Source organism: Haloleucobacter ellipsoideus (assembly GCF_052491725.1).
Genome location: NZ_JBQWAR010000020.1, coordinates 228,143 through 250,353, shown reverse-complemented (window position 1 = coordinate 250,353; position 22,211 = coordinate 228,143). Strand labels below are relative to the sequence as shown.

Sequence of the window (22,211 nt, the reverse complement as noted above, 5' to 3'; positions counted from 1 at the left end):
ATGGTGCGGATCACTTCTTTCCGAAAGATGTTCCAAGAAGAATGTCGAGGGCATCAAAGAAACCGTCGAAATTATCCCAGGGGATCATGTGGCCTGCGTCTGGAACGCGGGTGCTGCGGATGGCGGGATTGAGGGTGATGATTTCCGCCTCATCGGCTTCCTCGATCACGCCGCCACGGCTGGCGATCATCAGGACCGAGGGAACCTTCAGTTTCGGCAGGTCCTGATGGATGTCATCGGTATGGAAGCCCTCGAACGCGGTGACGATCGCCGGCTCGTAGCAGGTGTGCAGCCACTCGGCGCGCAGGGCGCGCTGCTCTTCGGTCCAGGTGGGGCAGAAGGCGCGCATGGCCTCGGCATCCATGCCCTTCTCGGCCAGGCGGATGGAATCCACATACCAGGGCAGCCTGGCCGGATATTCACGCCGGCCGGGGCCGGAGACGGGCGGATCGACCAGCACCAGACGCCCCATCCGGGAATCGTCCTTCGCGGCGGCGCGGATGGCGATGCGCGCGCCCATGGAATGGCCGAGAATGACGGCATTCTCCAGCTTCAGCTCGGCCAGAATGGCCACAAGGTCATCCGCCATGGCATCGAGGCTGTAGTCGAGCCCCGGGCCGCTGGAGGAGAGGCCGCGCCCGCGCGCATCGAACACATAGGTGTCGAACACCTGAGCCAGACGCTCGGCGACAAAGCCCCATGTGATGGCCGGGCTGGTGATGCCGGGCACGAGAACGAGCGGCGCACCCGGGCCGGGATAGCGCAGGAAATGATGGCGAATGCCGTTCGCCTGAATGTTGTGGCCGGTCGGCTGGATGGTGGTCATGCTGCAAGCCTCACTGGGTTATCCACAAGAGGACGTGTCCGCAACAGGCAGCTCCTGTCGCGACCGCTGCATTACAGGGTCTTTTTGACATTGATCATCCTCCTGTTGTGGCGTTTATGCGAGAATGTAGGTTTGCTCTCGGTTCCGCCTTATTTGATATATTGTATGCACTATTTATCCATCTGCGCAAGAGACTGGATAGCGTGTAAATTGCCTTCAAATGCCAATAAAATAAGCGGATTGCCGCCTTTTCATGCGGTTTTCGCCGGTGCTTTCCATAAGACATTAATAGTGCATGCCTTATTTCTCCGGCGCGTGGCGTGCAGCGCCTGCAATTCCGGCGGCGCGGGAAAACATGGCCTGTCCGCGCTGTGGAAAGCGAGATTCCGGCCCGGCCCGGCTGGCCCGCTTGGCTTGTGCGGAAGGCCGGGGCGGATGACTGTAGGCAGGCGGGTTCTGCCCGGCCCGCGCGGATGCAGGATTTGCCGGCCCGTCGCGGAAGCTGTTAGGCAGAGCGCTACGTGAATGGACAAGGGGGGAGCCAGTGGAGGAGCCTGATTCCGCTGCGCGGCAGCGCGAGGCCGAGGACAGCTATGTTTTTTCCGATCAGGTCGGTTATCTGCTGCGCCGGGCCTATCAGCGCCATCTGGCCATCTTTCAGAACAATGCCTGTGATGCGCATCTGACCAGCGTGCAGTTTTCCACACTCTGCGCCCTGCGCGACGGGGGCGCACAGTCCCAGGGTGAGCTGGTGAAGGCGACAGGGGTCGATCAGGCCACCATTCGCGGGGTGATAGACCGGCTGAAGAAGCGCGGTCTGGTCGCCCTGTTCAAGGATGAGCAGGATGGCCGCAAGGTGATGACCACCCTGACCGCGCAAGGCTCCGCCCTTCTGGAGCAGATGATTCCCTGCGCCGCACGGATTACCGAGCTGACATTCGGCCCGTTGAACCCGGTCGAGCGCACCGCGCTGCTCTATACATTGCGGCGCATGCTGGATGAGGAAACGGGGGAGCCATGAGGCGTGTCGGCGTCCTGCTCGCCGCCGGGGCATCGCGGCGCTTCGGCCCGCAGAACAAGCTTCTGGCCTCCTTCCGGGGGCAGGCGCTGGTACGCTGGGCGGCGCAGGCGCTGATTGAGGCCGGCTGCGATGTGACGACGGCCATCATCTGCGCCCCGGAAATCGTGCAGGAGCTGCCGCCGGGCATGGGGCACCAGACCATTGCGCCGGGGCAGGACATGGCCGCATCCTTCCGCGCCGCCATCGCCTTTGCCCGGCAGCAGCAGGCCGGGCGGTTGCTGGTCTGCCTCGGGGACATGCCCAATGTGTCCCCCGCCATGCTGCGGCAGATGCTGGAGCGCGATGAAAGCGTGGCCTGCATCTGTGATGGCGTGCGCATGCCGCCGCTTCTGCTGGTGGCGGAAGATTTTGAACAAGCCCTTCTGAAGGCGGAGGGAGACAGGGGCGCGCGGGCCTTCATCCGCTCCCTGCCGGCGACCTCCCTGATGGAGGTGGACAGGCTGGCCTGCGCCGATGTGGACCTGCCGGCCGATCTGGTCCACGGGGCCTGACGCCCAGCCGCCGTCTGGGTGTCAATGTTTCAGATTGTTATTATATTTCAATTCATTGTGCGTCACCGCATCCGATGCGGCATGCCATCTTAACGATGTCTTGAAAAGCCTGTTTCCGCATCCCCCGGCTCGGTCATGCTTTTGATATGATGGCGGAGCCGCGGGGTGTCCGCGGCGAGCCGTTCAAGAGGGCGTGATGTTCTTTCTGTTACGCATGACCTTCTGGATCGCCCTGCTGCTTCTGCTGTTGCCGCTGGGCCTGAAGGGGACCACGGGCCAGGATGTGAGCGTGTTCGACGCGTTCGGCGCCGTGCAGGCGGTGGTGGCGGATGCTTCCGGCTTCTGCGAGCGCCAGCCGCAGGCATGCGCCATTGGCGGGCAGATGGTCTCCCATCTGACGGAGAAGGCGCAGGCCGGCGCGCAATGGATCGCCGAGGCGCTGAGCAGCCAGAACGGGACCCCTGCCGCCAGCGCGGAAGGCACGGGTCTGAAGGCGGATGATCTTTCCCCGGTATGGGGGGGCGGAGAAAAGGCCCAGCCGGTTGGCCCCGCGCCCCATGCCGGCCCTGATGGCGCACAGCGGCCAAGCTGAAGGCCCGTTTCAACCCCGTTCCATCCGGCGTCCGGCCGCCATGCCGAACGCCGGATTTCTTTTATCAGCGCCCCAAAGGCGTTATAGGGCGTGCATGTCTTGCACGCACAAACCATCCGCGCGCCTCTGCCCGGGCGTGAGGGATGGGCAGAGGGCCGTTACATGGTGGATATCGACGAACTCGTCGCCGACTTTGAATTTCTGGATGACTGGGAAGATCGCTATCGCCACGTGATCGCGCTGGGCAAGGAGCTCAAGCCCTTCCCGGAAGATGCCCGCACCGATGAGAACAAGGTGCAGGGCTGCACAAGCCAGGTGTGGCTGATCTGCGAGCGACGCGAGACACCGGATGGCCCCGTGCTGGAGTTTTTCGGTGATTCGGATGCCCATATCGTGCGGGGGCTGGTGTCGGTTCTGCTGATGCTCGTGTCCGGCCGCACACCGCAGGAGATTCTGGATATGGATATTCTGGGAATCTTCCGCAAGATTGGGCTGGAGGGCCATCTGACACCGCAGCGCTCCAATGGCCTGCGCTCCATGGTGGAGCGCATCCGCGCTTATGCCAGCGCGGCCTCTTGAGCGGGTCGGCTTGCCTGCACTGAATCTGCCGTAATGGCGCTGCCCTGGAGTATGCCATGCCCCTGAAGCAGGCCGGGATGAAGATGCTGCACAGATTCCCCATCGCTCCGGTGCGGGTTGCCCTGTGGTGCGCGGTGCTGGTTCCGGCCCTGATGGGCATGCCGCCTGCACTCTCCATCCAGCCGGCATGGGCGCAGGCCCGGCTTGCGCAGTCCGGAACCGGCGCTGATGCAGGGCAGGGCGCGCATGCATCATCCGCCGCATCTGCCGGGCTTGAGGATGCCGTGCCGGAGGATGACCCCTGGCAGCCGGAGGAGATCTGCCCGCGCGATCAGGTCGCCCCGCGCGATTACAATCGCTGCCTGTTCGATGCCACCCGCACCAGCGAGCAGGCGCTGGAAGCGGCGCTGAGCCGGGCCATGACCTTCATTTCCGGGCGCTCGGACCTGTCTCCGGCGCAGCGTGTCATGTGGCGGCAGCAGCTGGATGAGGCGCAGTATCGCTTCATCATCTTCCGCAATTTCGATTGCCAGAGCGTCGCGCCCTTCGAGGGGCCCCGCGGGATCGGCAATTTCGAGCATCGCGCGCTGTGTCTCATCCGCATGAACAGGGCGCGGGCGGATGATCTGGAGCAGCGCTACAGGGTGGCGCCGCCCTCATCGGTGGCACAGGCGGCAGCTCCGGTGCGGCGGCCCCCGCCCATCGGCGCGCCCGGCGTTTCCGCGCCTGCCCAGCCTGTGGCAGCCGCGCCCGTGCCCGAAGGGCCGGAGCCCCAGCTTGGCGTATGGCTGCATCCCACCGCTCCGGCTGTGGATTGAGCCCCTTCTCCTCAAGCTGCCGGGACCTGTATCGGTTCAGGCATCTGCGCCCATGGAAAAGCGCGCCGGCAAGCTGGTCCGGCGCGCTGATCATCATGGACGGCTTTTGGGTCAGGCTTTCGCGTTGCCCAGCGCCCGCCAGCCAATATCGGTACGGTAGAACCCGTCTGGCCAGTTGATCTTTTCAGCCGCCGCATAGGCGCGGGCCTGCGCCTCGCCAAGGCTGGAGCCCGTGGCGGTGATGTTGAGCACCCGCCCGCCATTGGAGACCAGCTTGGTGCCCTTCTGCTTGGTGCCGGCCTGGAAAACCAGCACATTCTCATCCGCTTCCGCAGCATCCAGCCCGGAAATCTCGCTGCCGACCTGATGCGGGCCGGGATAGCCGCGCGTGGCATAGACGACAGTGATGGCGCTGTCATCTGACCATTGCGGGGTGATCTGGGCCAGCCGGCCGGTGGCGGTGGCGTGCAGCACCTCCAGCAGATCTCCCCGGAAGCGGGGCATCAGCACCTGACATTCAGGGTCACCAAAGCGGCAATTATATTCCACCAGCTTGGGGCCTTCGCTGGTCAGCATCAGCCCGGCATAGAGCACGCCGCGATAAGGGGTGCCGGCGGCCACCATGGCCTTTGCCGTGGGGCGCACAATCTCCTCGATGGCGCGGCGCTCCAGCTCCTCTGTCAGCACGGGGGCGGGTGAATAGGCGCCCATGCCGCCCGTATTGGGGCCAAGATCGCCATCAAAGGCGCGCTTGTGGTCCTGCGCGCTGCCGAAGGGGAGCACGGTTTCGCCATCCACGAGGCAGAAGAGGCTGGCCTCCTCGCCGGTCATGAATTCCTCGATGAGCACTTCCGTGCCGCCACTGGCGAAGATGCCTTCCACGGCCGCCACGGCCTCATCTGTCGTGAGGGCCACCACCACGCCCTTGCCGGCCATCAGGCCATCGGCCTTCACCACGATCGGCGCACCCTCGGCGCGCACATAGGCCGCGGCATCGGCGGCATTGGTGAAGCGGGCAAAGGCAGCGGTGGGAATGGCGTTGGCCTTGCACAGCTCCTTGGTGAACAGCTTGGAGCCTTCAAGGCAGGCTGCCGCCGCACGTGGCCCAAAGGCCGGAATGCCGGCAGCCTCCAGCTTGTCCACCAGCCCGGAGACGAGCGGTGCTTCCGGGCCCACCACCACCAGCTCGATGCCATGATCCTTGCACCAGGTCACGAGCGTGTCATGAGCGGAGAGGGGGATGCCTTCGATCAGTTCCGCATGCTGTGCGATGCCCGGATTTCCCGGCATGGCGTAGAACTGCCCCACGGAGGGGCTCTGGGCCAGTTTCCACGCAAGGGCGTGCTCACGCCCTCCCGAACCGAGCAGCAGGATGTTCATGCGGCGTCTTCCCCTTGTAGCTTGCCCTTGAGCGCCATTCTGGCTGGTGCCTGTCTGGCTATCGGCTCGGGACCATTCAAACAAGACCCTTGGTTCTGCGCTCGCCGCATGGGAGAATGGCGCGCTATGCTTCCAGCTTGGGCCAGCGGGTCCGCAGGGCAGGGGTTTGTTCAATGGTGGATGGCGTCATCGCGCAGGGCAATGCTTCGGAATGGAGCGTTTCGGAGCTCTCCTCAGCGCTGAAACGCACGGTGGAAGATGCATTTGGCCATGTGCGGGTGCGGGGGGAAATCTCCGGCTATCGCGGGCCGCACTCATCCGGCCATGCCTATTTTTCACTGAAGGATGCCGGCGCGCGGATCGATGCCGTGGTGTGGAAAGGCAATTTCAATCGCCTGCGCGTGCGCCCCGAAGAGGGGCTGGAAGTGGTGGCGATTGGCCGTCTGACCACCTATCCGGGTAAATCCAGCTACCAGATCGTGATCGAATCGCTCGAGTTCGCCGGCGCAGGGGCCATCATGGCCATGCTGGAGGAGCGCAAGCGCCGGCTGGCGGCCGAGGGACTGTTCGATGCCACCCGCAAGGTGGAGCTGCCCTTCCTGCCGCAGGTGATCGGCGTCGTCACCTCACCGACCGGTGCGGTGATCCGCGATATTCTGCACCGGCTGGCGGACCGTTTTCCCCGCCGGGTGCTGGTCTGGCCGGTGCGGGTGCAGGGGGAAACGAGCGGTGAGGAAGTGGCCGCCGCCATCCGGGGGTTCAATGCCCTGCCGGAAGGGGGGGCGATTCCCCGGCCGGATGTGATTGTCGTGGCGCGCGGTGGTGGCGCGCTGGAGGATCTGCTCGGCTTTTCCGATGAGGTTGTGGTGCGGGCCGCGGCGGAAAGCGCCATTCCGCTGATCTCTGCCGTGGGCCACGAAACCGATGTCACGCTGATTGATTTCGCGGCCGATGTGCGCGCGCCCACCCCCACGGCGGCGGCGGAAATGGTGGTACCCGTGCGGGCAGACCTGATCGCGGCCGTGGAGGGGCTGGGCGCCCGGCTGGCGATTGCGCCCGTGCGCCTGCTGGAGCGCAGACGGGCGGAGCTGCGGGCCCTGTCGCGCCTGCTGCCGCGGGCGGAAGACCTGCTCGCCATTCCCCGCCAGCGACTGGATCAGGTGGCAGATCGCCTGCCGCGGGCGCTGAAGGCCAATGCCAGCGCGCATCGCCTGCGCCTCACCCGCGCCTCGGCCCGCCTTTCGCCCGAGGCCCTGCGCAACCGGCTGGAACGGGCGCGCGAGCGGCTGGAGGCCCGTGCCGGCCGCCTTCGCTCGGCCACCATGATCCAGCGACGCGAATGGCAGCGACAGAACGCGCAGATGGCCGCATCCATGACGCGCGCCCGGCGGGCGCTGGAGCGGCAGCTTCATGAGCGCGGGCGCCGTCTTGAGGGGGTGGCGCAGCTTCTGCGGGCCTTGTCCTATCAGGGCGTTCTGGAACGCGGCTTCGCGCTGGTGCGCGATGCGGATGGGCAGATGGTGCGTCGTGCCGCGTCTCTCGCGCCGGGTGCGTGGCTGGAGCTGGAGTTTGCTGACGGGCGCCGCCCTGTTCAGGCGCTGGATGATGCCGGAGGCCCGTCCTCCTCTCCGCCATCCTCTCCGTCCTCCGGTCCTGATCCGGCGGGGCGTTCGGTCCGTGCCTCCGGCAAGCGCAAGGCTGGAAGTGAGGCGCAGACCCTGTTCGATTTCTCGTGAGTCGGGGCGGGGCATGGGTTGGAAGAGTGGCCGTTTGCCCCTGCCGCGTCTTTTCAGCCGGCGAAATCGCAGCATTGCGCGCCATCATGCTGTAGAAGACACAGGCTGCTGAGATCCGGCTCATCATGCGTCCGCATGGTTGAGCCAGCATCCGGAACCGTGATGAACACAACCCCTTTCGCCTGGCTGGGCAAAGCCCTATCTATACCGCATCAACTCAGGAATCTGCGTGCTTTCATGAACCGATTTGAACGCTTCCCCGAATCCCAAGGCGAAGCGCAGCTTCAGTATCTCGATGCCGATTTCCGCATTGTGCGTCCCGGCCGTTTCGTGCGCTGCGCTGTAACGGGCGAGCCTATTGCGCTGGATGACCTGCACTATTGGAGTGTGGATCTGCAGGAGGCCTACGCCACGCCCGAGGCTGTTGCCCAGCGCCTCGCCGAAGTGGGCCGGCCCAAAGCCTGAGCGTTTTTCACCCCGCATTTCCCGCACCTGCGCCACAAGGCCGGGTGCGGGGCAGGGTGAAGGACATGCGGGCAGCCGGTGACGGAGGTCGCCTGCCCCTGAACGCTCGCTCTCAGGCGGGTTTGGGGGTGGCCTGCATGCGGGCTTTTGCGCGCTCTTCCGCCGCGGCGATCAAGGCTTCCATCTGCTCCGGCTCGTCCAGAACAAGGCGGATGGGCAGGGAGATGATCCGCTCGCGCAGCACCTTGAAGCGCGGCTCCAGCAGGCGTGCCATGTCCTTCTGGGTTGTCACCAGCAAGGCGCGGGCAAGGGAGGCCTGTTCCACCAGCCCCTCGATCTCGCTCTCACGGAACGGGTGGTGATCGGGAAAGGCGCGGGTCACGGAGACTTCGAGCCCGGCCCGTGTGAGGGTGTTGAAGAACTTCTCCGGGTGGCCGATGCCGGCAAAGGCATGCAGGGTTGCCCCCTTCAGGCTGGCGAGAATATCAACATCCGGCTCGATATGGCCGTGAAGAACCACGCATCCGGCGGCCAGCGCCGCCTGCTTGACCTGATCTCCGGGGCCGCCGCTTTCCAGCCCGTTCTGGCCGATCAGCAGCAGGGCATCCGCCTTCTTGAGCTGCGGCTCCAGCGGTGCGCGCAGGGGGCCGGCGGGGAGCACCGCGCCATTGCCGACGCCAATGCCGGCATCCACCACCAATATGGCGGCATCCTTATGCAGGGTCGGGTTCTGGAAGCCATCATCCATGATGATATGGCTCGCGCCCAGCGAGACAGCCAGACTGGCCGCCGCCAGCCTGTCAGACCCGCCGGAAATGATGGTGGGGGCATGGCGGGCGAGAACCAGCGCCTCATCGCCCACAAGGTCCGGCCCATGGGTGGCAGGGTCCACATGCAGGGGGCTGGTGGCCGAGCCGCCATGGCCGCGCAGCAGGGCGAAAGGTGATGCGCCCCGGGCCTTCAGGCTTTCCAGAACAGCAATGGCGGTGGGGGTCTTCCCCGCCCCGCCCACTGTCGGGTTGCCGATGCAGAAGACCGGCACAGGCACCGTGCCGCCTTCCTGGTCCATGCGTTTGAGGGTGAGGGAGCCGGCAAGCTTCCCGACCGGGGACATAAGCGTGGAGACGAGACCGCCCCGTCGCCACCAGAAGCCGGGAGCGCCGTTCATCATTGGTGTTGCAGCCTGATATGAAGCAGATAAGGCTCGATGGCGCGCAAGGTGCGATCCAGCGCGCCACCCATGTTTTCCAGAACCTCCGCCGCCTTGCGGCTGGTGCGGCCATGCCGGCGCGCATCCGAGAGCAGGGTTTTCGCAGCCAGTGTGAGGCTGTCTGCATCATGGACTGCCACTGCGCCCTCATTATTGTCGAGCGCGGTGTAAATGTCGGAGAAATTGTGCACATGGGGGCCGTGGATCACCACGGTGCCGAGCTGCACGGCCTCGATCGGGTTCTGTCCGCCATGGGGCACAAGGGAGCCGCCAATGAAGGATGCCGGGGCAATGCGGTAGAACAGGCCCAATTCGCCGATCGTATCCGCCACATAGAGCTCGGTCTCCGCTTCCGGCAGATGGCCGATGGCGCGCTGGGCCGTATCCAGCCCCGCGCTTGCGCCAAGTGCGGCGATGTTGCCGCCCCGCTCCGGGTGGCGGGGCGCGATGATGGTGATAAGGCCGGGAAACTCTTCCCGCAGCCGCATATGGGCGGCAATCACCATCTCATCCTCGCCGGCATGGGTGGAGGCCGCCAGCATCACCGGGCGCCGGCCCAGAGCGCGGGTCATGGCATCCAGCTCCAGCGCATCGGCGCCGGGAGGGGGAACATCGAATTTCAGATTGCCGCTCACATCCACCCGTTCCGTGCCGAGCGTGCGGAAGCGCTCCCCGTCCAGTTCGCTCTGGGCAAGGCACAGATCGATGCGGGAGAGCAGGGCGCGCGCGCTCTTGGGCATGCGCTGCCAGCGCCGGGCGGAGCGGGCGGAAAGGCGCCCGTTCACCAGCACGGTGGGCGTGTTGCGCCGCCCGAGCTCCGTCAGCAGGTTCGGCCACAGCTCGGATTCGGCCAGCAGCACCAGATCCGGCTGCCAGTGATCGAGAAAGCGGGAGATGAAGATGGTGGCATCCAGCGGGCAGAACTGGTGAATCACCCCTTCCGGGGCACGTCGTTCCACAAGGCGGCTGGAGGTCAGTGTGCCGGATGTGAGCAGCACGGCATAACCGCGCGCACGCAACTGGCCAACCAGGGGCAGGACGCAGTTGACCTCGCCCACACTTGCCCCATGCACCCAGACCAGCGGGCCTTCCGGACGTTCCGCGCTGGCGATGCCGCGTCTCTCGCCGATGCGCTCCGGGTCTTCCTTGCCCTTGCTCACCCTGTAACCCAGCCATGCCGGTGTCAGCAGCGAGGCGACGGTGCTCGCGCCGCGATACAGGCGAAGGGTGAAGGGAAGACCGCGTGCTTTCATCCGGCTTTGGTCCTGCGAGTGATGAGGCCATTGGAGGGCGCGCCATGGGCAATGGCCTCCGCGCGCGCCGTAATGGCCTCCAGCGCATGCTGCACCTGATCGCGCGCAGCCTTCAATCCCGCCTCATCCACATCGCGATCGACATAGATCGGGTCTCCCACAACAGCAGCTCCCCGCCCGAAGGGCAGGTTGAGGCTGGCGCGATCCCAGCTCTTCAGTGTGATGCGGTTGCGGGTGGCCATGGCGACAGGGATGATCGGGCGTCCTGAATAGCGCGCAACCGTGACCACACCGAGGCCGACCTTGCGGGCGATCTTGGGGACATCCGCCGTCATCGCCACATTGATTCCGGAGGCCAGCGTGTCCAGCAGCTCGAACGTGGCTGAAACGCTGCCCTTGCGGTGAAAATCTCGCGGGGAGGTGGCCCCGGAGCCGCGAATGGTGCCAACCCCCAGCTTCTCCGCCGCAATGGCGTTGATCTCGGCATCCGCATGCCGGGAGATCAGGACCTTGGCCTGATGATGCGGCTGCATGGCGAAGGGGGTGAGAAAATGCTGCCCGTGCCAGAAGGTGAGGATGACGGGCATGCGCGCGTCGATCGTCTCGAAAATATTGGCAGGTTCAACGGTGAAGCGAGTCGTATGCGCGACCAGCCTGAAGTATTGAGCAAAGCTCGTGCCCGCTGCCACCTGAAAGGCGCGGTTGGTCCTCAGTCGCCGCCACATGTGCCTGGATACTCACCTGTCTTGCAGCGCCCCAGATGGAGCGCATACATTCAATAGCCGCCCTGCGCTCCGGTTCAAAGCATATTCACGCAGTATTGCATGTCTGCAATGAAACAGGTGGAAGAGGCCCCGCGGGCGCGGGGCTCCAGAATCCGTGCGCGGTCTCAGTGCTCTTCGGCGTCTTCCGTTTCCGGGTCCAGCAAACGGTGCAGATGCACGACGAAATAGCGCACCATGGCATTGTCCACGGTCTGCTGGGCCTTGGCGCGCCATACGGCTGCGGCCGAGGCGTAATCCGGATAAATGCCAACGATGTCGAGCTTCGACAGGTCCTTGAACTCATTGCTGTCGAGGCTGGAGAGTTCTCCACCAAAAACGAGATGGGGCAGTTGTCGGTTGGCTTTGGACATGGTCATGCCTTGTCTGGCTGGCGCTGCGGGAAGGAATGGGTGCGGGCGGCGGCAAGGGCCAGGCCATGCAGGCCCGTTCCGGCGCTGATCAGGGGGGCATGGCGCGGTGAGGGTGCATTGTAGCGCACCGGCAGGCCATCATAGGTGGTCAGCTGCCCCCCGGCCTCGCGAACCAGAATGTCGGCCGCCGCAAGATCCCAGTCATGACTGTTGGCGCGGGAGAGGGCGATATCGACCTCGCCGGTCGCCACCCGTGCAATGCGCAGGGCCAGGGAGTGGCCGCGCGGCAGGCGGGTGATCGGGGCGGATTTTTCGAGCGCATCCAGCGCATCCGCCGGGCCGATGGCGGCGGCTCCTGAAAGGGTATCGCGCTGGGTGGCCCGCAGAAGCGCGCCATTGCGTCGTGCCCCGCCGCCGCGCATGGCGGTGAACAGCTCGCCGGTAACCGGAGCAAAAAGGGCCCCCAGAATTGGCACGCCATTTTCGACAAGGGCGGCGGAGACGGCCCAGTCCGGCGCGCCGCTCATGAAGCCGCGCGTGCCGTCTATCGGATCGACAATCCAGATGCGCCGTGCGCTCAGACGGGCCTCATTGTCGGCCGTTTCCTCGGAGAGCCAGCCCCATTCCGGTGCGATCGCGCTCAGCGCATCGCGCAGGAAGCGGTCCACGGCGAGGTCGGCTTCCGTAACGGGAGAGCTGTCGTCCTTGGTCCAGGTCTTGATCCCGGCCCGCGACATGTCGAGCGCAAGTGCGCCTGCCGCTGAAACGATTTCCGCCAGTTGGCGGGCGACGCGCTGGTCGGCCGGACAAATGCCAGCATCATCAGGAATGATGTGGGAGGTCTCAACGCTCATGTCACGCCACATAGGCGGGCGGGCAGCGGAAGGCAATGGGCATTGTGCCTAATCTGCCCCGCTTCACCCTTTCCACATGCCGGCCCGCCGGGCGACCGTACCCTGTTACGGCAGTGATACTGGAGGGTCTGCCTGTTTCGGGTTTTCGCATAAGGTGCCCTTATGGAAGGCAGGCTCAGGGCAGGAGATAGTGCAGGAGAGTCGGCACCAGCGTATCGAGCGCCAGCCCCGTGAACAGGATCAGCCCGGCATTGCGGTTGGACTTGAAGATGGCGAGACAGCGATCCGGGTCATCAATATCCAGACTGCGGACCTGCCACTGCAGATGGAGCGCAAAGCCGGCCAGCCCCAGAATGGCGAAGAGCCCGGCGGAGACCGAGAGGATGGCGCCGGCGAAGAACACCACGACCGCCGTGTAACACAGGGCGACGGCAAGCTGTGTCTTGCGACCGAACAGGAGCGCGGTGGAGCGCACCCCCACCACGGCGTCATCTTCCTTGTCCTGATGCGCATAGATGGTGTCATAGGCGAACACCCAGGCCACCGAGCCGGCGAACAGGAGCAGGGCCGGATCATTCAGCGTCTCGAAAACGCTCGCCCAGCCCATCAGCGCGCCCCATGAAAAGGCGATGCCCAGAACCATCTGCGGTACGGAGGTGATGCGCTTCATCAGCGGATAGATCGCCACGACCCCCATGGAGGCCAGGCCGGTCATGATGGCGAATCGCGGCAGGCTCACCAGCACCGCAAGGCCGATGAGGCACTGGAAGGCCAGAAAGGCGAAGGCCGCCGGCACGCTCACGGCTCCGCTCGCAATGGGGCGGCTGCGGGTGCGGGCGACGGCGCGGTCGATCTTGCGATCGAGAATGTCGTTCCAGGTGCAGCCGGCACCGCGCATGGCGATGGAGCCGATGGCGAAGAGAATCAGCAGCTTCGGGTCCGGCCAGCGCTGGTCGGCCGCCATGGCGGCAAGGGCGGTGGACCACCAGCAGGGCAGCAGCAGCAGCCACCAGCCGATGGGGCGATCCATCCGCGCCAGACGCAGATAGGGACGCATGGCCACGGGCGCATACTGGTCCACCCAGTTGCCGCGTGGGGCATCGGCGACAGTTGTGTCGACAGTGCTGTCCTGCACCTTCACGATTCCGGGCTCGCTTTCTTACTGCAGGGCATTGCCACGCAGCGTGTCGAACACTCCGCCGCGACGGTCCACCTGCGGGTTGATGGAATAGCCGGTGGTGATGCCGAGGGCGCTGGAAATGGAGCCTTGCGCGGGCGGGCCGGAAGCCGCGCCACCGGACGAGGGGCCGGCCTCGGCCGCCTGGCAGACGCGGTTGCGCATGTTGATGGTGTTCTTCAGGCTCGCCGCCGCCTGCTTGATCGCGTCGTCGGGAATCTGGCACCAGTCCTTGTTTTCGGTCAGGAACTGGCTCCACTTCGCCTCGGCCGCGGCAAAGGAGCGGAAGAGCGGACACAGGGTCACCGGGTCAGGCTGCTTGGCACTGGTGGCTTTCTGCAGTGCTTTTCCCTTTGCTTCCAGTTCGTCACGCAGGGTGGTGACATCGGTCTGGCAGTCGGCATAAGCGGAGGAGACGGTGAGCGCGCTCCCGATGCACGCCGCCGCCAGCATCAGATTGAATCTGCGCATGGGTGAACCGGCCTTTTCTCTGTTGCCCTCAAGGAGCCTCATCATTGCTGATACAGAGAGCAGACAGTTGGGGCAACCTTGGGGCAATATAATGATGAGCGGATGTCTTCCTGTGCCGGCCCGCGCGGTCCATGCGCGATAAAAGGAAACGGCCTTGGACAGTGCTTGACGGATCGCATCGTCAGGGATAGGTTTTGCGCAACTTTCAAAAGGGGACGCGTTGTGAAGCGCAATTTCGTTATTCTTATTGTACGCGGGGGCGCCACGATCGGTGCAGCTTGAGGCTGTGACGAACTGACGTGGCGCGTGACGAGGGGCCCTTGGGGCCCCTTCGTCGTTTCTGGGCAATCGCGCGGCCCGGGGCACAGGCCTTCCGGGCTGGATGGCCCGGCGGGTTTGAACATGAATAAGGGCGCAGGGAGCGTCACGGGAGTAGGGCCATGACCAAACAGATGACCGGCGCCGAAATGGTGATCCAGGCCTTCACCGATCAGGGTGTGGAGCACATTTTCGGATATCCGGGCGGCGCTGTGCTGCCCATCTATGATGCGCTGTTCAGCCATAATGCCATCGAGCACATTCTCGTGCGCCATGAGCAGGCTGCGGTGCATGCCGCCGAAGGTTATGCCCGCTCCTCCGGCAAGGTGGGTGTGGTTCTGGTCACGTCCGGCCCGGGGGCGACAAATGCCGTGACCGGCCTTGCCGACGCCCTGCTCGATTCGATCCCGCTGGTGTGCATTTCCGGCCAGGTGCCGACCCATCTGATCGGCTCCGACGCCTTTCAGGAATGCGACACGGTGGGCATCACCCGCCCCTGCACCAAGCACAATTATCTCGTGAAGGACGTGAACGACCTCGCGCGCGTGCTGCATGAGGCTTTCTATGTGGCGCAGAGCGGGCGGCCCGGCCCGGTCGTGGTCGATATTCCCAAGGATGTGCAGTTTGCCACCGGCACCTATATCGGCCGCGAGAATATCCAGCACAAAACCTATCGCCCGAAGCTGACGCCCGAGCAGGAGCAGGTGGCGCAGGCCGTGGAGATGCTGGCCAGCGCAAAGAAGCCGATCTTCTACACCGGCGGCGGCGTCATCAATTCCGGCCCGCAGGCCAGCCTGCTGCTGCGCGAACTCGCGCGCATCACCGGTGTGCCGGTGACCTCGACCCTGATGGGCCTTGGCGCCTTCCCGGCCTCCAGCAAGCAGTGGCTGGGCATGCTGGGCATGCACGGCACCTATGAGGCCAATATGGCCATGCACGATTGCGACGTGATGGTCTGCATCGGCGCGCGCTTCGATGACCGCATCACCGGCCGGGTGGATGGCTTCTCGCCCGGCTCGAAGAAGATCCATATCGATATCGATCCATCCTCCATCAACAAGGTGGTGAAGGTGGACCTGCCCATCATCGGCGACTGCACGCGGGTGCTGGAGGAGATGGTCTCGGCCTGGCGCGGCCGGAATCTGAGCATGGACAAGCAGGCCCTGGAAGACTGGTGGGCCCAGATCAACCGCTGGCGCGCCCGCAAGTGCCTCGCCTATCGTCCGTCCGACGAGATCATCAAGCCGCAATATGCGCTTGAGCGCCTGTATGCGGCGGTGAAGGACAAGGATGTCTACATCTCCACCGAAGTCGGCCAGCACCAGATGTGGGCGGCGCAGTTCATGCATTTCGAGGAGCCGAACCGCTGGCTTACCTCCGGTGGGCTGGGCACCATGGGGTATGGCCTGCCGGCCGCTATCGGCGCGCAGAAGGCGCATCCCGATGCGCTGGTGATCGACATTGCCGGTGAAGCCTCGATCCAGATGAACATGCAGGAAATGTCCACGGCGCTGCAGTTTGGCCTGCCGGTGAAGGTGTTCATTCTGAACAACAAATATATGGGCATGGTGCGCCAGTGGCAGGAGCTGCTGCATGGCGGGCGCTACTCCCACTCCTATTCCGAGGGGCTGCCCGATTTCGTGAAGCTGGCCGAGGCCTATGGCGGGGTCGGCATCCGGTGCGAGAAGCCGGGTGATCTCGATGGCGCCATCCAGGAGATGATCAATGTGAAGCGCCCGGTCATCTTCGACTGCATCGTGGACCAGCAGGAAAACTGCTTCCCGATGATTCCCTCGGGCCGCGCCCATAATGAGATGATTCTCGGCGACATGGCCGTGGATCTCGACAGCGCCATCACCGATGAGGGCAAGATGCTGGTGTGATGCCGGATGCCGTGGGGCCGCGCCTTGCGCCCCATGGCCCGCCCGCACCGCATTTTGCCGGCGCGGGCATCCTTCAGCCAGACAGATGCTTCACCAGATTGCCCGAGGGCTTTTTCATGCCGTCCCATTCCGAACGTATCGAGCGCCACACCCTTTCTGTCCTCGTGGACAATGAACCCGGCGTGCTGGCCCGCGTCATCGGCCTGTTCTCCGGCCGGGGTTACAATATCGACAGCCTGACCGTGTCCGAGGTGAGCCAGGAAGGCCATCTTTCGCGGATCACCATCGTCACCACCGGCACGCCCATGGTGATTGCCCAGATTCGCGCCCAGCTGGACCGGCTGGTGCCGGTGCATCGCGTGCTGGATCTCACCGTCGAGGCTGAATGCCTGGAGCGGGAGCTGGCCATGGTGAAGGTGTATGGGCTGGGCGAGGCCCGCTCCGAGGCCCTGCGCCTTGCTGACGCATTCCGCGCCCGCGTCATCGACGCCACGCGGGAGAGCTTCGTGTTCGAGATCACCGGCAAGTCCGACAAGATCGACCAGTTCGCCCATCTCATGGAGCCGCTTGGCCTCGTGGAAGTGGCGCGCACTGGCGTTGTGGCCATTTCGCGCGGTCCCAAGGCAATGTGAGCCGGCGCGCAAAAGGCCGTTCCATTCTGCTGTAATCCGGTGCAAACAGGTCAGGCTCGTCCTGACCGGGGCGCGGCCAGAAGACAGATAAGAAACAATCCCAGAGATAACGCTCAGCAGGAGATTATGATGCGTGTATATTACGACCGCGACGCGGATCTGAACCTCATCAAGGGGAAGAAAGTCGCTGTCATCGGTTACGGCAGCCAGGGCCATGCCCATGCGCTGAACCTGCGCGATTCCGGCGTCAAGGAAGTGGCGATCGCGCTGCGTCCCGGTTCCGCCACTGCCAAGAAGGCAGAGGCCGAAGGCTTCAAGGTGCTCTCTCCCGCCGAGGCCGCCAAGTGGGCCGATGTGGTGATGATGCTCACCCCTGACGAGCTGCAGGCCGACATCTACCGCGAGAGCCTTCATGACAACATGAAGGAAGGCGCTGCCCTGCTGTTCGCCCACGGCCTGAACGTGCACTTCAACCTCATCGAGCCGCGCAAGGACCTCGACGTGCTGATGGCCGCCCCCAAGGGCCCGGGCCACACCGTGCGTTCCGAGTATCAGCGTGGCGGCGGCGTGCCGACCCTCATCGCCATTGCCCAGGACGCCACCGGCAATGCCCATGACCTGGCGCTCTCCTATGCCTCCGCCATTGGCGGCGGCCGCGCCGGCATCATCGAGACCACCTTCAAGGAAGAGTGCGAGACCGACCTGTTCGGCGAGCAGGCTGTTCTGTGCGGTGGTACCGTGGACCTGATCCGCGCCGGCTTCGAGACGCTGGTGGAAGCCGGCTATGCGCCCGAAATGGCCTATTTCGAGTGCCTGCACGAGCTGAAGCTGATCGTCGACCTCATCTATGAGGGCGGCATCTCCAACATGAACTACTCCATCTCCAACACCGCGGAATATGGTGAGTATGTCACCGGTCCGCGCATCATCACGTCCGAGACCAAGGCCGAGATGAAGCGCGTTCTGGAGGACATCCAGTCCGGCAAGTTCACGCGCGACTGGATGCTGGAGAACAAGATCAACCAGGCGTCCTTCAAGGCCACCCGCGCCCGCAACAACGCTCACCCGATCGAGGAAGTGGGCGCCAAGCTGCGCGACATGATGCCGTGGATCAAGGAAAAGGCTCTGGTCGACAAGACCAAGAACTGAGCCATACCAATGGCTTCCCCCACGGGTCCATGGCCTGTGGGGGAAGAGTTCCGGCGGGCGATCGGGGGAGCATTATGCTCCGCTGGTCGCCCGTTTTTTTTAGGGCCTCATGCCCGACGGGATGCAGGCCGGGCAGGGTGAAACCCGCCGGAGTTCGACATGAACAGACAGATTCGCCCGGCGAGAGTGCAGGATGTGGATGCGATTTTCGCCATCCGCACCGGTGTGCACGAAAACCATATGAGCCTTGAGCAACTGGCGGGGCTGGGCATCACACCGCCCGTGCTGGCGGCGATGCTGTCTGCCATGACGCAGGACTGCCCCCTGGTCTGGGTCGCGCAGCTGGATGGCGAACAGGTGAAGGGCGGGATCGCCGGCTTTTCCATGATCGATCAGGACGAGGCATGCCTGTTCGCGGCTTTCATCCAGCCCCGGTTTGAAGGGCAGGGGCTGGGCCGGGCGCTGGTGGCCCAGGCGGAAGAGGCGCTGTTTCGCCATCATCCGCATATCTGGCTGGAAACCGCCTCAGCCAGCCGGGCGTGCGGCTTCTACCGGCATCTGGGCTGGCACATCACGGATGAGCTGGCGGGCGGGGATGTGCGGATGGAAAAGAGCCGCCCCATGGTGCCCCTTTCCACGCAAGGCGGGCAGGGCGCATGAAAAACGGGGCCGAAGCCCCGCTGATGTCCGCCTTGCATGATCCTGCGGCTCAGTATGCGGATGTTGCATCCGGGTGGCGCGTGGCCAGCGGCAGGGAGGCTGTGGCAAGGAAAGAGCGATAGCGGCGACGGGCATCCATGGCCGTGCCATTGTCGCAGATGGCGGCTTCCTGCAATTCCGCCAGTGCCCAGGGGCCGGGCTCGACCGGCAGGGCGACGATCTCGGGCGCATTGTGGGAACTGATTTCGATGATGTCGTGGGCGGTCAGCGCCTGCAGGGCATGGGCGGCAAGCTGGCGCTGATAGGCGCGGCGCTCCGGCGAAAGCTGGTCCCACTCCTCAAGCAGCGGATAGCGGCTCTGCGAGAAGGCATGCATCGCGCGCGCCATGCGCTCCACCATGTCTGTTGAGATCATACTTGTCTCGCTCCGCAAATCGGGCTGCCGGTCGGGTTGTTGTGGGCAGTCTGGGGCTCAGGAGTTTCCCGAAGGTTGCGCGCGGGCAGACACATCCATTTATGGTAAACAGATGCTCAACGGCCAGGATGGCGGACCGGTGGGGACAGGCCCTCACAGGCGGCTGTCATGCGCAGGACATGGGCCGCGCATTCATGTAGCGTACTGGCCGAATCGATCATGGGGAGGGGGAGTGAGATGTCCGTGAAGCTTGAGGATCTGAAGATCAAACTGTTCACCGATGGTGCGGACAAGGCGCAGATCGTGGACATGGCGTCCCATGGTCATATCACCGGCTTCACCACCAATCCCTCGCTGCTGCGCAAGGCCGGCGTTTCCGATTATGAGGCCTATGCCCGTGATCTGGTCAGCGCTGTACCGGACCGGCACATCTCCTTCGAGGTGTTCTCCGACGAGATCGACGAGATGCGGGCGCAGGCGCGTGTCATCGCCACCTGGGGCGAGAATGTGTATGTGAAGCTGCCGGTTTCCAACACACGCGGCGAAACGCTTTATGAGCTGGTGCGCGATCTGGTGCAGGACGGGGTGCGCGTGAACCTCACCGCCATTTTTGATCTGCCGCAGGTGGATGCCGGTGTGGCGGCCCTTGCGGGCGGTGCGCCCTCATGCATCTCGGTATTTGCCGGGCGTCTGGCCGATGCGGGCATCGATTATGTGCCGGCCGTGACCCGTGCCGTGGAGCTTTCACGGGCGACGGATAATGTCGAGGTCATCTGGGCCTCCACCCGCGAGGTGTGGAACGTCATCGAGGCGGACCGTCTCGGCTGCCACATCATCACCGCGCCTGCGGATGTGCTCAAAAAGCTGCCGGCCCTTGGTTCCCGCACGGCCGCTGAACTCTCCCTCGATGCGGTCAAGGCGTTCCGCACCGATGCGCTGGCCGCTGGCCTCACCCTTGAGACCGCAAATCGCGGCTGAGGAGCGGGCAGGCCCGGCCGCAGCCGGTCGGGGCAGTAACATGTCACCTTTCCATGCGCTTCATCTGCACCTGTGACACATCAGGTGCAGATGCGGCATTGCACCGCTGCCGGAGCCTGTTAAACTTCTCCGCAAGGCGCAGCCTGTTCGTGGCACTCGCAACGGGTTTGAGCGCGTGTTTCGCCTTGCGGCGAGGGAATGAAGATGAGGGACGAGGCACACGGGCCCAAGCCGGACCCGGAGCCGTCGTGCCGCGCAGAAGCAGGTACGGTCTGTACCGGTGAGGAGCGTGGCCCGACACGACCACGGTGGCGGCGCGGCAACAGGCCCGCCCCATCGGCGCAGGTCAGCGCCAGCCCTATTTACGCGGCTATCGATCTTGGGACCAACAATTGCCGCCTGCTGGTGGCGCGCCCCACATCGCGCGGGTTCCGAGTGGTGGATGCCTTCTCGCGAATCGTGCGGCTGGGTGAGGGGCTGACCAATTCCGGACGGCTGTGCGATGAGGCGATGGCCCGCGCGACAGTGGCCCTGGATATCTGCGCCTCCAAGATGCATATGCGCGGCGTCACGCGGGCGCGCATCATTGCCACCGAAGCCTGCCGCTCTGCCGGCAATGGCGAGGAGTTCTGCGCCCAGGTGCAGAAACGCACCGGGCTGGTGCTGGAAGTGGTGGACCGCCGCACGGAGGCCGGGCTTGCCGCCGCCGGGTGCGCACCGCTGGTGGACCCGCACAGCGAAGGGGCGGTGCTGTTCGATATTGGCGGCGGCTCCACGGAAGTGGTCTGGCTCGGCCGGCGCGGCGCGGGGGATGATGGCCCGCCACGGGCGCGGGTGCGCTCATGGGTCTCGCTGCCGGTTGGCGTCGTCTCGCTTTCGGAGCGTTATGGCGGAGAGCGGGTTTCCCGCGATGTGTTCCGGCGCATGGTGCTTGAGGTGCGCGGCATGCTGGAAGGCGTGCGCGAGGAATGGGGCGTGCGGCGGTGTGACCGCATCCATCTTCTCGGCACCTCCGGCACGGTCACCACAGTGGCCGGCATCCATCTGGGGCTTGAGCGTTATGACCGCATGCGGGTAGATGGAGCATGGCTGCGCACCCATGATGTGGAAGGCGTGATCGACCGGTTGATGGATATGTCCTTTGACGAGCGCGTGTCCAATCCCTGCATCGGTGCCCAGCGCGCCGATCTGGTGCTGGCCGGTTGCGCGATCATGGAAGCCATTCGCGCGGTCTTCCCGGCGGAACGGTTGCGGGTTGCGGATCGCGGGTTGCGTGAAGGCATGCTGGTGCAGCTGATGCGTGCGGATGGCGCATGGCGGCGCCCGCAGGGCTCCGCGCACGAGACACCAACACATGGCGAGGTAAAGGCGTGAGCACAGCGTCGCGCGGGAGTGACGGACGCCCGCTGAAGGTCCGGGTCAAGACAGCGCGCGGGCGCACCACCTCGCAGCAGAAATGGCTGCAACGCCAGCTCAACGATCCTTATGTCGTGCGTGCCCGGCGCGAGGGCTGGCGTTCGCGCGCGGCCTTCAAGCTGCTGGAGATGGACGAGAAGGCCCATCTGCTGCGGCGGGGCATGCGGGTGGTGGATCTGGGCGCGGCCCCCGGGGGCTGGAGCCAGGTGGCGGCCAAGAAGATCGGGCTTGAGGAAGGCCACGGCAAGATTGTCGGTATCGATCTGCTGGAGATGGAGCCGATCCCCGGCGTGATCTTCGCGCAGATGGACTTTCTGGACAACAGCGCCCCCGCCCGCCTGCTGGAGATGCTGGACGGCCCGGCGGATCTTGTGATGTCGGACATGGCGGCCAATGCCACAGGCCACAAGAAGACAGACCATCTGCGCATTGTCGCGCTGGTGGAGCTGGCCGTGGATTTTGCCCGGCAGGTGCTCGCGCCGGGTGGAGCCTTTCTGGCCAAGGTGCTGCAGGGCGGCACGGAAGGCGAGCTGCTGACCGACCTGAAGCGGGATTTCGCGGTGGTGAAGCATATCAAGCCCGCAGCCAGCCGGGCTGATTCATCGGAGCTTTATGTGCTGGCGACAGGCTATCGCGGCCGGGCCGGGCAGAGTGATGCAGAAAGCGGCGAATCGGCCGGGCAGGGTTGAGGC

General features: G+C 64.8%; 24 protein-coding genes. 14 read left to right on the top strand and 10 right to left on the bottom strand.

The window, feature by feature from the left end; genetic code table 11:
• Positions 1-10: 10 nt before the first annotated feature.
• Entirely contained in the window at positions 11-826 is an 816-nt protein-coding gene (locus ACT6QG_RS13005) for an alpha/beta fold hydrolase (protein ID WP_444977994.1), read from the bottom strand.
• Positions 827-1,370: 544 nt separating this feature from the next.
• Between ACT6QG_RS13005 and ACT6QG_RS13000 the strand changes: the two genes are divergently transcribed.
• From ACT6QG_RS13000 to ACT6QG_RS12980, 5 genes are all read left to right on the top strand, one after another.
• Positions 1,371-1,847 carry a MarR family winged helix-turn-helix transcriptional regulator gene (locus ACT6QG_RS13000; protein ID WP_444977993.1) on the top strand — a complete coding sequence of 159 codons (477 nt, stop codon included), beginning with the start codon at positions 1,371-1,373 and terminating at the stop codon, positions 1,845-1,847.
• Positions 1,844-2,398, top strand: a complete 555-nt coding sequence (locus ACT6QG_RS12995) for a nucleotidyltransferase family protein (RefSeq protein WP_444977992.1) — start codon at positions 1,844-1,846, stop codon at positions 2,396-2,398. The genes ACT6QG_RS13000 and ACT6QG_RS12995 overlap by 4 nt, the downstream gene beginning before the upstream one ends.
• Before the next feature lie 196 nt (positions 2,399-2,594).
• The gene (locus ACT6QG_RS12990) at positions 2,595-2,990 is read left to right on the top strand and encodes a DUF5330 domain-containing protein (protein ID WP_444977991.1); all 396 of its coding nucleotides are present in this window, start codon (positions 2,595-2,597) and stop codon (positions 2,988-2,990) included.
• A gap of 162 nt (positions 2,991-3,152) precedes the next feature.
• On the top strand, positions 3,153-3,569 hold the full coding sequence (locus tag ACT6QG_RS12985) for a SufE family protein (protein ID WP_444977990.1): 417 nt from the start codon (positions 3,153-3,155) through the stop codon (positions 3,567-3,569).
• Positions 3,570-3,625: 56 nt separating this feature from the next.
• Positions 3,626-4,387 (top strand): lysozyme inhibitor LprI family protein, encoded by a 762-nt coding sequence (locus ACT6QG_RS12980; RefSeq protein ID WP_444977989.1) that lies wholly within the window; start codon positions 3,626-3,628, stop codon positions 4,385-4,387.
• 111 nt (positions 4,388-4,498) lie between these two features.
• On the opposite strand, the gene purD is transcribed toward ACT6QG_RS12980, so the two are convergent.
• Positions 4,499-5,767 carry a phosphoribosylamine--glycine ligase gene (gene purD / locus ACT6QG_RS12975; RefSeq protein ID WP_444977988.1) on the bottom strand — a complete coding sequence of 423 codons (1,269 nt, stop codon included), beginning with the start codon at positions 5,765-5,767 and terminating at the stop codon, positions 4,499-4,501.
• Positions 5,768-5,940: 173 nt separating this feature from the next.
• On the opposite strand from purD, the gene xseA reads away from it, so the two are divergent.
• Positions 5,941-7,503, top strand: a complete 1,563-nt coding sequence (gene xseA, locus ACT6QG_RS12970) for an exodeoxyribonuclease VII large subunit (RefSeq protein ID WP_444977987.1) — start codon at positions 5,941-5,943, stop codon at positions 7,501-7,503.
• 237 nt (positions 7,504-7,740) lie between these two features.
• Positions 7,741-7,968: a DUF2093 domain-containing protein gene (locus tag ACT6QG_RS12965; protein ID WP_444977986.1), complete on the top strand. Its 228-nt coding sequence runs from the start codon at positions 7,741-7,743 to the stop codon at positions 7,966-7,968.
• Positions 7,969-8,080: 112 nt separating this feature from the next.
• On the opposite strand, the gene lpxK is transcribed toward ACT6QG_RS12965, so the two are convergent.
• The 7 genes from lpxK to ACT6QG_RS12930 form a co-directional block, all read right to left on the bottom strand.
• Positions 8,081-9,139 carry a tetraacyldisaccharide 4'-kinase gene (gene lpxK / locus ACT6QG_RS12960; protein ID WP_444977985.1) on the bottom strand — a complete coding sequence of 353 codons (1,059 nt, stop codon included), beginning with the start codon at positions 9,137-9,139 and terminating at the stop codon, positions 8,081-8,083.
• A complete protein-coding gene (locus tag ACT6QG_RS12955) occupies positions 9,136-10,431 on the bottom strand; it encodes a 3-deoxy-D-manno-octulosonic acid transferase (protein WP_444977984.1) in 1,296 nt (431 codons plus the stop codon). The genes lpxK and ACT6QG_RS12955 overlap by 4 nt, the downstream gene beginning before the upstream one ends.
• Positions 10,428-11,156, bottom strand: a complete 729-nt coding sequence (locus tag ACT6QG_RS12950) for a lysophospholipid acyltransferase family protein (protein WP_444977983.1) — start codon at positions 11,154-11,156, stop codon at positions 10,428-10,430. Before ACT6QG_RS12950 ends, ACT6QG_RS12955 begins: the two co-directional genes overlap by 4 nt.
• A 164-nt stretch (positions 11,157-11,320) precedes the next feature.
• Positions 11,321-11,572, bottom strand: coding sequence for a DUF4170 domain-containing protein (locus ACT6QG_RS12945; protein WP_444977982.1), 252 nt, complete (start codon positions 11,570-11,572; stop codon positions 11,321-11,323).
• Positions 11,569-12,420 (bottom strand): 3'(2'),5'-bisphosphate nucleotidase CysQ, encoded by an 852-nt coding sequence (locus ACT6QG_RS12940; protein WP_444977981.1) that lies wholly within the window; start codon positions 12,418-12,420, stop codon positions 11,569-11,571. Before ACT6QG_RS12940 ends, ACT6QG_RS12945 begins: the two co-directional genes overlap by 4 nt.
• 175 nt (positions 12,421-12,595) lie before the next feature.
• The gene (gene ubiA / locus ACT6QG_RS12935; RefSeq protein ID WP_444977980.1) at positions 12,596-13,561 is read right to left on the bottom strand and encodes a 4-hydroxybenzoate octaprenyltransferase; all 966 of its coding nucleotides are present in this window, start codon (positions 13,559-13,561) and stop codon (positions 12,596-12,598) included.
• Positions 13,562-13,579: 18 nt separating this feature from the next.
• Positions 13,580-14,068 carry a hypothetical protein gene (locus ACT6QG_RS12930; protein ID WP_444977979.1) on the bottom strand — a complete coding sequence of 163 codons (489 nt, stop codon included), beginning with the start codon at positions 14,066-14,068 and terminating at the stop codon, positions 13,580-13,582.
• A gap of 440 nt (positions 14,069-14,508) precedes the next feature.
• On the opposite strand from ACT6QG_RS12930, the gene ACT6QG_RS12925 reads away from it, so the two are divergent.
• From ACT6QG_RS12925 to ACT6QG_RS12910, 4 genes are all read left to right on the top strand, one after another.
• Positions 14,509-16,269 (top strand): acetolactate synthase 3 large subunit, encoded by a 1,761-nt coding sequence (locus ACT6QG_RS12925; RefSeq protein ID WP_444977978.1) that lies wholly within the window; start codon positions 14,509-14,511, stop codon positions 16,267-16,269.
• A 116-nt stretch (positions 16,270-16,385) separates the two neighbouring features.
• Positions 16,386-16,901: an acetolactate synthase small subunit gene (ilvN, locus tag ACT6QG_RS12920; protein ID WP_444977977.1), complete on the top strand. Its 516-nt coding sequence runs from the start codon at positions 16,386-16,388 to the stop codon at positions 16,899-16,901.
• Positions 16,902-17,030: 129 nt separating this feature from the next.
• Positions 17,031-18,050: a ketol-acid reductoisomerase gene (gene ilvC / locus ACT6QG_RS12915; protein WP_444978285.1), complete on the top strand. Its 1,020-nt coding sequence runs from the start codon at positions 17,031-17,033 to the stop codon at positions 18,048-18,050.
• 159 nt (positions 18,051-18,209) lie between these two features.
• Positions 18,210-18,710: a GNAT family N-acetyltransferase gene (locus ACT6QG_RS12910; RefSeq protein WP_444977976.1), complete on the top strand. Its 501-nt coding sequence runs from the start codon at positions 18,210-18,212 to the stop codon at positions 18,708-18,710.
• A 49-nt stretch (positions 18,711-18,759) separates the two neighbouring features.
• On the opposite strand, the gene ACT6QG_RS12905 is transcribed toward ACT6QG_RS12910, so the two are convergent.
• A complete protein-coding gene (locus ACT6QG_RS12905; RefSeq protein WP_444977975.1) occupies positions 18,760-19,125 on the bottom strand; it encodes a hypothetical protein in 366 nt (121 codons plus the stop codon).
• 237 nt (positions 19,126-19,362) lie between these two features.
• Between ACT6QG_RS12905 and ACT6QG_RS12900 the strand changes: the two genes are divergently transcribed.
• The 3 genes from ACT6QG_RS12900 to ACT6QG_RS12890 all read left to right on the top strand — a co-directional run bounded on the left by ACT6QG_RS12900 (position 19,363) and on the right by ACT6QG_RS12890 (position 22,208).
• On the top strand, positions 19,363-20,103 hold the full coding sequence (locus ACT6QG_RS12900; RefSeq protein WP_444977974.1) for a transaldolase family protein: 741 nt from the start codon (positions 19,363-19,365) through the stop codon (positions 20,101-20,103).
• 204 nt (positions 20,104-20,307) lie between these two features.
• Positions 20,308-21,477: a Ppx/GppA phosphatase family protein gene (locus ACT6QG_RS12895; protein ID WP_444977973.1), complete on the top strand. Its 1,170-nt coding sequence runs from the start codon at positions 20,308-20,310 to the stop codon at positions 21,475-21,477.
• Positions 21,474-22,208, top strand: a complete 735-nt coding sequence (locus ACT6QG_RS12890; protein ID WP_444977972.1) for an RlmE family RNA methyltransferase — start codon at positions 21,474-21,476, stop codon at positions 22,206-22,208. Before ACT6QG_RS12895 ends, ACT6QG_RS12890 begins: the two co-directional genes overlap by 4 nt.
• The last annotated feature ends 3 nt before the right edge of the window (positions 22,209-22,211 follow it).